Here is a 9,512-nt window from a genome sequence, read left to right on the forward strand (position 1 = left end):
ATCTGTGACACGGTTTTGAGAAAACGGTATTGAAACATTGCAAACATCTTGCACTATTGGGTATAAAACATATAGAAATAGGCAGCCAGTAGCAACAGGCTATTGACTACCTATTTAATAAAACTGTACTAAAAACAGTACGGCTTATACAACCATCAATTCAGTCTCTTTAGCATCGAGCTTTTTATCAATAGTTTCAATGAACTTATCGGTGATTTTTTGAATGTCGTCGTTCGCGCGGCGCTCATCATCTTCTGAGATCTCTTTTTCTTTTGCCAAGTCTTTGATGTCATTCATCATGTCACGACGGATATTGCGAATAGACACACGGCTGTTTTCAGCTTCACCACGTGCAAGCTTTTGCATATCGCGGCGTGTCTCTTCAGTCAAAGCTGGCATCGGTACACGAATCACATCAGCGCTCATAGGGTTTAGACCCAAATCCGCTTCACGAATCGCTTTATCTACTGCTTGTACCATAGTGCGATCAAACGGCTGCACTAGTAGCGTACGTGAGTCTTCGACGTTGACACTGGCGACTTGGTTAAGCGGTGTATCAGCACCATAGTAGCTGACCATAACGCCTGACAACATACCTGGGTGTGCACGCCCAGTACGGACTTTACTAAAGGTACTTTCTAGCGCCTCTAATGTCTTTTGCATGCGTGACTCGCCGTCTTGTTTAATCTCTTTAATCATTATATGTCCTTACTTATCGATATCGATAATATGCTATTTTATTACATTATTGTAGGTACATGACCCATTGTACTATTGCCATCTATAGCAGCTGTCTATCAACTGTCTATAAATGATTAACTTTGATTAATGATAAACGCGTGTGCCTTCGTTTTCACCCATAACGACATTTAATAAAGCGTTGGGCTTGGTCATATCAAATACTTGTAGCGGTACGTTATGCTCACGGCACAGCGCAATAGCGGTCAAATCCATCACGCCAAGCTTTTGCTCCAACACCTCATCAAAGGTTAACCCGTCGTATTTGGTCGCATCAGCGTGCAAGCTTGGGTCTTTATCGTAAACACCATCAACTTTGGTGGCTTTTAGAATCAAGCCTGCTTCAATTTCAATACCGCGCAAACAAGCAGCCGTGTCTGTCGTAAAGAATGGATTGCCAGTACCAGCAACAAAAATACAAACTTCACCATTTTTGAGGTAACGAATCGCATTTCGGCTACTATAGCTTTCAGTGACTTCGCCGATTGGCAATGCTGACATTAAACGTGTCTTAATATTACGGCGCTCAAGCGCATCCCGCATCGCAAGGCCATTCATGACCGTTGCTAGCATACCCATTTGGTCACCAGTAACGCGGCCAACCAAACCCTCTTTTTGTAGCTGCGCGCCGCGATACAAATTACCGCCGCCCACGACAATACCTACCTGAACCCCAAGACCACGCAAGTGCGCGATAGACAAACTCATCTTATCAAGCACTTCAGTATCAATCCCCATATCTTTGCCACCAGCTAGGGCTTCACCAGATAATTTGAGCAATATGCGCGAGAAACGAGGGTTTTTGTCAGACATGAGGGCACCTTTTTATCGTTAAATTTATCATTAAATAATGGTTAAAACCAATAGAATTGGAGCACAGGTTAGAACTGATAGTCCAAAACAGGCTAGTAGGCCAAATTGCGCTAATTGTAGCAAAAACTACTCACAATTGGGCAATTTTCATCGGTAATCCGTGCCAGTTTTTATTTAGTCACTCGGTGGACACCGATGTTCAAAATCCATGTAGCGCTTTTTGTAACGTTTAATTAGCCTTGGTAACTGGCAAATAAGTCATATTCGCTAGCATCATCGATAGTGACGGTTAAGAACGCCCCGACTTTCACTTTGGCGGTAATATCATCTACATAGACATGACCGTCAATCTCTGGTGCATCAGCATAACTACGGCAAATTGCAATATTTTCTTCATGATCAATCTCATCAACCAATACCGTTAAAGTCTTACCGACTTTTTCTTGTAGTTTTTGTGCTGAGATGTCTTGTTGTAATGCCATCAAGCGCTCATAGCGAGATTGTTTAACGTCTTCAGGTACGTGATCAGGCAAATCATTAGCAACCGCGCCTTCTACTTCTGAATACGTAAAAGCACCAACGCGATCAAGGCGTGCTTCAACCAGCCAATCAAGCAAGCATTGAAAATCCTCTTCCGTCTCACCAGGGAAGCCGACGACAAAGGTCGAACGAATGACGATATCGGGACAAATTTCACGCCATGCTTTAATGCGTGCCAGGGTATTCTCACTATGTGCGGGGCGCTTCATCGCCTTTAGGATGCGGTGGCTGGCATGTTGAAAAGGTATGTCTAGATAAGGTAATAGTTTTTTCTCACTCATGAGCTTAACGACTTTATCCACGTGTGGATATGGATAAACATAATGCAGACGCACCCAGATACCTAAGTCGTTCAATGCTTGGCATAAGTCATAGAATTTTGACTTTAGCGGCATGCCATTCCAAAAGCTGGTTTTATACTTTAGGTCTAGCCCATAAGCAGACGTGTCTTGTGAGATAATAAGTAACTCTTTTACGCCAGCATTTTTGAGTGCTAATGCTTCAGTCATCACATTGTCAATCGGGCGTGATGCTAAATCGCCGCGCAAGCTTGGGATAATGCAAAAGGTACAGCGGTGATTGCAGCCTTCTGATATTTTTAGATAAGCATAATGGCTTGGGGTTAACTTAATACCCGCCTCATCGATCAAATCTATCTTTGGGTCGTAGTTTGCATCAAGACTACGATTCGGCTTCGGTACATGCTGGGAGACCGCTGTAATTACTTCATCATAAGCATGTGCACCAGTCACTGCTAGCACTGCTGGGTGCATTTCACGAATCTTTTCTGCTTCTTTACCTAAGCAGCCTGTCACGATGACCTTACCGTTTTTGCTGATAGCTTCACCGATTGCATCAAGCGACTCTTGTACCGCCGACTCAATGAAGCCGCAAGTATTAACCACTACTAAGTCTGCACCGTCATAGTCACTTGCAACTTGATAGCCATCGCGGCTAAGCTCTGTAATAATACGTTCGCTATCCACTAAGGCTTTTGGGCAACCTAAAGACACAAACCCAATCTTTGGCGCACTGGTTGTTGGAGCGTCAGCAGTCGCATCGCTACTTTGTGCAATGCTGCGGTTTTGATTATGATTGGCTTTATGATGGTAAGGTTGGGCGGGCGCAGGTTCCTGTTCTTGTGGCGTTTGCGAGTGAGCAGGATTAAACACCGTTGCAGTATCTTTTATCGTTTGTATCTGTTTTGATGAGACATCAGCACTTAAAGCGTCTGTGTTCAAATTTAAGTCTGAATTTGAGTTTGGGCTATCGTCTGAAAGCGTAGAACCAGAAGACTGAGTAGAAATATTGGGCATGGCTAACCTTGCTAAAGATAAATTGGCTGAACGCATTGTACGTTTTTTTTATGACAATCACCAGTTTTGCCGCGCTAGAGTATTGATTTATGGTTAAATATTCACTTAAATTTGATTTGTGACTAGGCTTCTTATATTTATGGCATCTCCAGTAGCACCTAATGACGTACCAGACTCAGCTTTTATTGTGCAGCATTTATATACTGCTGTCTTATGGGTCAATGATGATCTGATAATTACATGGCTCAATGGTCAAGCTGAGCAGTTGTTAGCAGTCAGTCGCGAACGGTTATTAGGCCAGTCTATATTGACATTATTAGCACCTGAAGAACTCAAAAAAAGTTTGAGTGACAACGTAGACAACCTCTCAAATAAGTATTCAGACAACCATCTAAAACCCAATACTGTAAGGCAAAAACGTCCAACCTCCTCTTTGAATGACCGCTTTAGTCAAGCGCAAAAATACCAACAACCTTTTATTGATCATGACCATAAAGTAACTTTACAACCGAGCAGCGGCGTAGCGGTATCAATCGATTATAGTGTCACACCAGTCACCTATCAGCAGCAAGCTTATTTTATTATTGAGATGTGGGGCAAAGACCGTCAAAGCCGTATCACAGAAGAACAACGCCAACAGCAGCAATACGATGTCGCCCGTCATATGCTGCGTTCAGTCGCCCATGAGGTAAAAAACCCGTTAGCAGGTATTCGCGGTGCTGCACAATTATTACAACGACAATTTGTCAAATTTAGTGAAAAAAATATTAATAAAAACCTGCAAAAAACCACTGATAAGTTACGTAGTTATACCGATATTATTATCTCAGAAACCGACCGTTTAACCCAGCTCATCGGTCAGCTTCTTGGCTCCAATCAATTGCCAAACTGGCAAGCTGTCAATATTCATGAGCCACTAGAGCATGTGCTAACTTTGGTGATGAATAATTACTCGCAAGTGACTTTAAAACGTGACTATGACTTATCTTTGCCTGAATTAGATGCCGATAAAGACCAGTTAATCCAAGTATTTCTAAATTTAGTCAATAATGCTTGCGAGGCGATGACAGAGCAATATTCGCCGAATAACTTTGAGTCTGATAATGCAAAAGTGAGCAACATTCAAGCTGAAGATGACAATTATAAACCGCAATTACATATCCAAACGCGCGTTGCTTTTCAGCATACTATTGGCAGTCAACAACACAAACAAGTACTGCAAATCACTATTACTGATAACGGCTCAGGAATTAATCCAGCGCTAATCGGGCAAATATTTTTCCCAATGGTAACTAGCCGTGCAGCAGGCACAGGCTTAGGGCTGTCTATCGTTCAAGATATTATCAGCCGACATCATGGTATGATTGACGTTAGCTCCATTCAATTTAAAGATGACAATCAAAATAGACAAACGCGCTTTACGCTATATTTACCCTTTAATCAGCCAGCACTTGACACATGAATGTAATAGCGAAATAAATATTAGAATTACTCTACTGAATTAAACGATAATCCTGAAACAATTGCTCATCAGGCCTAACACATGACTAAATATAACCACCCTAAATACAAAAGCGTTACTCAGATGCCAAATGATGAGTCAATGAATAATCAAACGATTAAAGTAACGGTCGATAATGCACCCAACGACAACCCTGCCATTCTATGGTTGATCGATGATGACGCAGCATTGCGATTGATATTGGCTGATACTTTTGGAGACGCTGGCTTTATGGTTGTCAGCTTTACGCAGGCACAGGCGGCATGGACCCAGCTTAATGATGTCTTACAACAACATGCATCAGCGACGCAGTTGCCGGATGTCATATTAACTGATATTCGTATGCCAATGATGGATGGCTTGTCGTTTAGTGGATGGGTACATAAGCATTTTCCTCAGCTACCTATCGTCATTATGACTGCTCATTCAGACATCAGCTCTGCTATTGACAGTTATCAGACAGGCGCATTTGAATATCTACCCAAACCCTTTGATCTAGATGATGCGGTCGCAACGATTTATAAAGCTATCAATTATCAGCCAACTCATCAGATAAATAATAAGCAAGCCGAAACCGATGTCAAAGCTCAGGCAAAAAAAGAGAGCAAGCTAAATCCAACAACGAAACCAACCAACAGCTCTGACAACTCGGTCAAAGACAAGGATTCGTTAAAAGATAAAGCTACTGACAAGTCTAACAACAACCCTAATGGTATTATTGGACAGTCACAGGCTATGCAAACGGTCTTCCGAGCAATTGGACGCTTGGCACATTCTCCTATCACCGTACTAATCACTGGTGAATCAGGGACCGGCAAAGAGCTGGTCGCAAGCGCCCTACATCAACACTCACCAAGGCAGCAAGAGCCTTTTATCGCACTCAATATGGCAGCCATTCCTCATGATTTGATTGAATCTGAGCTATTTGGCCATGAAAAAGGGGCTTTTACAGGCGCTACCACGCGCAGGCAAGGACGCTTTGAGCAAGCAGACGGTGGCACGCTGTTTTTGGATGAAATCGGCGACATGCCCTTTAGTACACAAACACGCTTGCTACGGGTACTAGCAAATGGTGAGTTTTATCGCGTTGGCGGGCAGCAGCCTATCAAGGTTGACGTACGTATCATCGCTGCGACTCATCAAAACCTAGAGCATCTCGTACAGCAAGGCAAGTTTCGTGAGGATTTATTTTATCGTCTCAACGTCATTCGTTTGCCATTACCACCATTGCGCGCACGCCGTGAGGATATTCCAGCACTTACTACACACTTTATGCAGCGCGCCGCTGAGCAGATGAACACTGCACCAAAGCAGCTGCACCCCCAAGCACTGCACCTCATGCAGGCCTTTGACTGGCGAGGCAACGTGCGTCAACTCGAAAATGTCTGTTTGTGGTTGACGGTCATGGCAACGGGTGACACGGTTTTGGTCGAAGATTTACCACCTGAGCTCTTGGATAATCATCATCATTCTTTGCAGCAACGATCTAATCAACCACGTAATGACGTTTATGATAATGACTTTCATCGTAATGACGTAATGCAGCCTTTAGAGTCTACCTCTTACTCGGTTGCGACATTAACTTGGCAAGAAGTGCTAGCAGACTGGGCGAAAGAATCGCTACAGGCGGGTGAAACCGATATCTTGCAGACCGCAACACCCGATTTCGAACGCGTATTATTGAATGCAGCGCTCACGCATAGCGGCGGCAAAAAGATTGCGGCGGCTAACTTATTAGGTTGGGGACGCAACACCTTAACCCGTAAACTCCATCTGCTCGATATTGACTCATCAGACAATCAGTCAGAAGAGTCATAATTAAACAAGTTCAAGAATAGATTTAACATTACGTATTTAAAAAAGCTCCTTTGAAAGTCGTAGTGAAATCAAACATTTATAAATTCGAGTACAAGAAATTGTGATTAATTTAAAATTATTTGCAAAAAGGGGTTGCCAAACTATTCAAACTCTATATAATAGCCAACCACTGAGACGCACTACCGAATCAGTTATTTATCTAGATGGTGTTTGAGTTTAAACGCTTTTGATGATAAAGTTTTGATAATGGGGCTGTGGCGGAATTGGTAGACGCACCAGATTTAGGTTCTGGCGCCGCAAGGTGTGAGAGTTCGAGTCTCTCCAGCCCCACCATTTTCGGATAGTGAATAAATTGTCTCAAATCTATACTAAACCTGCCTTCGGGCAGGTTTTTTTATGTGTGGAATTTGGTATAAATATCTTCCGTGGGCTGAACTGTGGAACAGTATCAACTGTACTACCCTTCTAGAAGCCTTAAATCGTAAGTGTTTAAAGAGTTTTTTGTAGATATAGCCCATATTCTTCCATGGGCTATAATCAATTCCTATCTATGTTTGCCCAAGTAAATCTTACAAAGAGTATTTCACTGTATTTCGTATAATGGAATAGCCATATAAGTTAGTAGCCTATAGGGCTGTTTCATTATACGATGCATCTACTTATTACCATTTTAGTATAATGTGCTGGTCTAGAGACTAACTACTGAGAGTTGTATTTTTTGTTCTCTGAGCTTAATCTAATACCATCAAAAAAGGATTATTAAGATGAACAAAGCTATATCATTAACTTTGGCTACTTTAGCTTTTACATTCTCAGCTTCTGCTTATTCCGCACAGTTTTCTTCTATTATTGATGCAATGGCAATACCCAAAAACTCTCTAAACAATGTAAGTGGCTGGGAGAACGCAGATGAAATTAAAGGTGTTAAATGGAAATGGCCGTATTATGAATCAGGCGCTCATGATAGTACGATGGAAGGAACAACCAAGGTAGGCAGCAGTAAAAATCCTAATATAGGTTATACTGAAGTTACTATCACTGGTGCTAGGACTTTCATGACAGCTATTGAAATAATGATTCAGAATGAAGGAGAGAGTCCTTCCAAAAGTGAAGTAAATAAGCTTTTTGGTTCTGGTAAGGTAACTAAAATTCCATCATCTTGTGATAGCAATCACCCTAACGAGGGAGATGCCACTTATTATTTTACTAGAGCAAAAGATCAGCCAGTCTTTATACGTTATGCAATAAATTGGGGTGCTGCAGGAAAAGGTGGTAGTGCAGGTGGTGCAAATATCACAGTTGCTAATAGATTAACAGATTTAAATAGTCGCTATGGTTACGAGGATTGCTATGACAATCGGACGTTAGAAAAATGGTCGATTGATTGAGCTACGCTGAAAAAACTGTAGAAACTAGCATAAGATATTTTAAACAGAAAGCTCAATGCTAATGATCCACGTTGACGATTTTATAGTCACTAAATTCATAAGAAAAATTACGGAGTATATTTGGGATATTGTGATTCTAAAACGGGGCTTTTTATAACAGATTTTGGACTTGGTGATACTTCAGCTTCTTGAGTTATTGCAGATATATTGTTATTTTCTTTAGTGAGCTGTCGTATCTCGTATTGCTCACGTTCAACTATTGGGTCAATTAAGAGCGCAAGGATAGAGTTATTTTCAGGCTTAGAAAGTACTTCACGCACTCTTTTCTCACTAGAGTATGAGGGTAGTTCTTCTATATTTTTTATGATATCTAATTGACGACTATCAAACTTAGCTTTAGTCTCATTAGGAACTAGTGTTCCCGTATTGCCGTTACCCAACCAATCACTTCTGACACTTATAGACTCGTCTGTAAAAGTTTTGATGAAAGTCAATGTTGCTCTATTTAGTCTCTTTCGATGCTCATCCTCCAAACTATCAGTAGAAACATCAATGTTGCTAGAATCATTGTTATAAACAGCGACAGGCCTAACTGCCTCCATGAGAGAGAGATTAATACGCTTATTAATGACATGGTTGCTACCAGGGATAGGATCACTATTGATATCGTGATCAATTTTAAGTGAGCTAAAATTGAAGGTGCCTGTCCTTGGGCTACTAATTGCTGTTGTGTTATCAAAGCGCTTTGATATTCTTGAGCTACGGTTTGCAACTGTGCTGAGAAGTCGCTCTCTTGCTCTTGTAAGGTCAATAGTGTTTTCTCGTAGCTCTGAGCTTTCGCTTTTGCTATACGCTCTGCTAAGTTTTTCGACTTCAAATTCTCGCTCATAAATCTCGCCCTTAAACCTAATATTATTCTTCCCATCAGGATTTTCGACACTGATACTAGTCTTAGTTTCTCTTGCAACTACTAACCCTAAACCGGCAAAAGCCTTTAAAATACCATGACGATTTTTTATATAGCCTTTCTCGATTCCAGAGATGATAAAGTCATGTATATCTTCACGAACTTCAGTAGTACTTCTTGGCAAATCGGAAACAGTTGCTAATACTCTTCTCCGATTAGGGTGATTTGGATCGGCTAGACTATAAGTGGCATTTATTACATCACGCCATGAATCAACTAAGTTGATATCATTTCTGTGAAAGTAAATAGGGAGTGCTTTACCACTCGTCAGCTCAACATTAGCAAAAACGAAATTTAGTTCCAATCGTCTTTGCTTCTTACCCTCTTCATCAAGGATAGGATTATTGTCTTGATTGAACCGCCCCGACTTTATCGGAGGCTGATTTACTTTAGTCAGGCAGCAATGCCTGACAGGATTAAATTATCATAAT

Annotated in this window: 7 protein-coding genes and 1 tRNA gene; 4 read left to right on the forward strand and 4 right to left on the reverse strand. The window is 41.5% G+C overall.

Annotation, left to right across the window (positions count from 1 at the left end; genetic code table 11):
* Positions 1-144 precede the first annotated feature (144 nt).
* The 3 genes from frr to rimO all read right to left on the reverse strand — a co-directional run bounded on the left by frr (position 145) and on the right by rimO (position 3,407).
* Positions 145-699: a ribosome recycling factor gene (gene frr / locus ACTXGH_RS06930; protein WP_299216421.1), complete on the reverse strand. Its 555-nt coding sequence runs from the start codon at positions 697-699 to the stop codon at positions 145-147.
* 126 nt (positions 700-825) lie between these two features.
* Positions 826-1,551 (reverse strand): UMP kinase, encoded by a 726-nt coding sequence (gene pyrH, locus ACTXGH_RS06935; protein ID WP_058369103.1) that lies wholly within the window; start codon positions 1,549-1,551, stop codon positions 826-828.
* A 233-nt stretch (positions 1,552-1,784) separates the two neighbouring features.
* On the reverse strand, positions 1,785-3,407 hold the full coding sequence (rimO, locus tag ACTXGH_RS06940) for a 30S ribosomal protein S12 methylthiotransferase RimO (protein ID WP_439296064.1): 1,623 nt from the start codon (positions 3,405-3,407) through the stop codon (positions 1,785-1,787).
* A gap of 139 nt (positions 3,408-3,546) precedes the next feature.
* Here rimO and ACTXGH_RS06945 point away from each other — a divergent pair, with 139 nt between their 5' ends.
* From ACTXGH_RS06945 to ACTXGH_RS06960, 4 genes are all read left to right on the forward strand, one after another.
* Positions 3,547-4,869 carry a two-component system sensor histidine kinase NtrB gene (locus ACTXGH_RS06945; RefSeq protein WP_439296065.1) on the forward strand — a complete coding sequence of 441 codons (1,323 nt, stop codon included), beginning with the start codon at positions 3,547-3,549 and terminating at the stop codon, positions 4,867-4,869.
* Between the two features lie 141 nt (positions 4,870-5,010).
* A complete protein-coding gene (locus ACTXGH_RS06950; protein WP_439296071.1) occupies positions 5,011-6,726 on the forward strand; it encodes a sigma 54-interacting transcriptional regulator in 1,716 nt (571 codons plus the stop codon).
* Between the two features lie 248 nt (positions 6,727-6,974).
* A tRNA-Leu gene (locus tag ACTXGH_RS06955) sits at positions 6,975-7,059 on the forward strand.
* Positions 7,060-7,490: 431 nt separating this feature from the next.
* The gene (locus ACTXGH_RS06960; RefSeq protein WP_439296066.1) at positions 7,491-8,114 is read left to right on the forward strand and encodes a hypothetical protein; all 624 of its coding nucleotides are present in this window, start codon (positions 7,491-7,493) and stop codon (positions 8,112-8,114) included.
* Positions 8,115-8,221: 107 nt separating this feature from the next.
* Here ACTXGH_RS06960 and ACTXGH_RS06965 read toward each other — a convergent pair whose 3' ends face one another.
* Positions 8,222-9,385: a hypothetical protein gene (locus ACTXGH_RS06965; protein WP_439296067.1), complete on the reverse strand. Its 1,164-nt coding sequence runs from the start codon at positions 9,383-9,385 to the stop codon at positions 8,222-8,224.
* Positions 9,386-9,512: the final 127 nt, after the last annotated feature.

The organism is Psychrobacter sp. 1Y10, from assembly GCF_052259005.1.
Classification (GTDB): Bacteria; Pseudomonadota; Gammaproteobacteria; order Pseudomonadales; family Moraxellaceae; genus Psychrobacter; species Psychrobacter saeujeotis.